The sequence below is a fragment of the Planktothrix sp. FACHB-1355 genome (assembly GCF_014748295.1).
GTDB lineage: Bacteria > Cyanobacteriota > Cyanobacteriia > Cyanobacteriales > Aerosakkonemataceae > Aerosakkonema > Aerosakkonema funiforme_A.
In genome coordinates this window covers 1-1870 of the sequence record NZ_JACJUP010001265.1, presented here as the reverse complement: position 1 = coordinate 1870, position 1870 = coordinate 1, and the positions used below count along the sequence as shown (strand labels likewise).

Genomic DNA, 1870 nt, shown 5'->3' with positions numbered 1-1870 from the left:
AAATTGGTAAATTGTTTGTTGGGGACTCCGTAAGAGTAGAAGCGCTGGTGTTAGCGGCAGATTGATTTGCTGGTACTGGTTTTTCTTGTGACTCGGCTGTTGGGGAGGATACAGAAGAAGGCTGTGTCGATCGCGCAGGTGGAAATAATTGTTCCCAAGTTGCCGTACCCACAATGCCATCAGCTTTTATACCAGCCGCTCGCTGAAATTGAGAAACTGCGATCGCAGTTGTTTCATCATAGTTGCCATCAACCGCGCCACTATAATAACCCAACAGTTTGAGAACTGCTTGCAGTTCTGAGACTACCACTCCCTGACTACCGCTTTTGAGGGTAGGTCGAACTACAGACTGGCGGCTGGAAACTTCCGAGTCTAAGCGACTGAATCCCTGGCTAAATGCGGGTGGCAGTTGATACCAACTTAATAGGGAAACAGGAAGCAGAAATAAGCAAAAACGGATTAACCCAGACATCTTCAATCGCGTCATCGACCATTGCTCTTGTGTCATTGGATATATATCATGACACATGAATTTTGTCAATTTTCGCAAAGAAACCGATTTCTACGAATGATGGCGCGATCGCTAGTCCCTTACCCCTTACCCCTAATTTTGCCAACCCTTTTCTACCAATCCATCCACAGCATATGCTGGCCCAACCAAAGACACATACGGCTCGATAAAGTATCGGCAAGCCGCATCCATCGCCGCCTCGGTTGTTACAGCTGCAACAGCTTCCGGGAAAGTGATATCGAACTCGATTCCCAACCCCAAGATTTCGTACCAGCCATAAACCTGGGCGATTTGAGCGTTGGTTTGTTTACCCAAAGCGTACTGACCCAGCAACTTATTTTGGGCAGCCTGAAACTCTTCTGGCTCAAGTGGAGCTTTGCACAAGCGATCGACTTCTGCCCTTAAGCTGTCGAGTGCGATCGCTGTATTTTCCGGGGCAGTACCCATGTAAACTGCAAATTGCGACCAATCCAAGCGAGTTGGGTAGAAAGCAGAAACCTCATAAGCCAAACCTCGCTTTTCCCGCAATTCCACAAACAACCGACTGGAAAGACCGTTCCCCAAATAGGTATTGAGCAACTTTAAAGCCATATAGTCGGGACTTCCCACCGATGGTGTGAGATATCCCAACATCACAATAGATTGCTGAGTTGGTTGGTAGGTAACGCTGGGGTGAGGAATAGGGGTAATGCGGGGTAGGGTGAGGGTGGGGATAGGCGTTGCAGGTGCTTGCCAGTCGCCGAGAACTTGCTCGACTTGGGCGATCGCATCTTCTGGCGCTATTCTGCCCACTATACTGATGACAGTATTATCCGGGCGAAAGTAAGTGCGATGGTACTCCTGCAAATCAGCACGAGTAAGCTTGGAAACGCTGCTTTCTGTTCCCAGACTCGACATCGCATAAGGATGATCTCGATACATAGCTTGTCGCAACTGCTCGAATGCCACCGTAAACGGCTGTTCCTGCTGCGATCGAATTGCCTGCAAAGCCATGCGGCGTTCCAATTCCACTTCTGTTTCTGGAAAGCTGGGCGATCGCAACAGCTGCCCAGCCAGTTCTAGTATCTCCGCAAAATCAGCAGAAACAGTTTTCATACTGAGCAAAAAATAATCGGCAGCGGCGTCAGCACCCAAACTTGCTCCCAAGGACTCCACACGTTCGGCGATTTCGGAAGCGGTCAGTCGATCGGTTCCCTTGGTGAGGACGGATGCGAGTAAGTGAGACAAACCCGCTTGCGATCGTTGTTCCCACCGACCGCCAACACGCAAAAATATCCGACTGGCAATAATATCGGCAGCCGGATTTTCCACTGCGATTACGACAATGCCATTTTTTAATTGTGTTCGCTTAATCCCTCG

General features: G+C 49.3%; 2 protein-coding genes. Both read right to left on the bottom strand.

Going from position 1 to position 1870, the window contains the following annotated elements; all coding sequences use genetic code 11:
* Positions 1-508: peptidoglycan-binding protein (locus tag H6S82_RS31470; RefSeq protein WP_199318010.1), on the bottom strand; the 508-nt coding region annotated here is incomplete at its 3' end.
* Between the two features lie 96 nt (positions 509-604).
* Entirely contained in the window at positions 605-1864 is a 1260-nt protein-coding gene (locus H6S82_RS31465; RefSeq protein ID WP_347339577.1) for a pitrilysin family protein, read from the bottom strand.
* Positions 1865-1870: the final 6 nt, after the last annotated feature.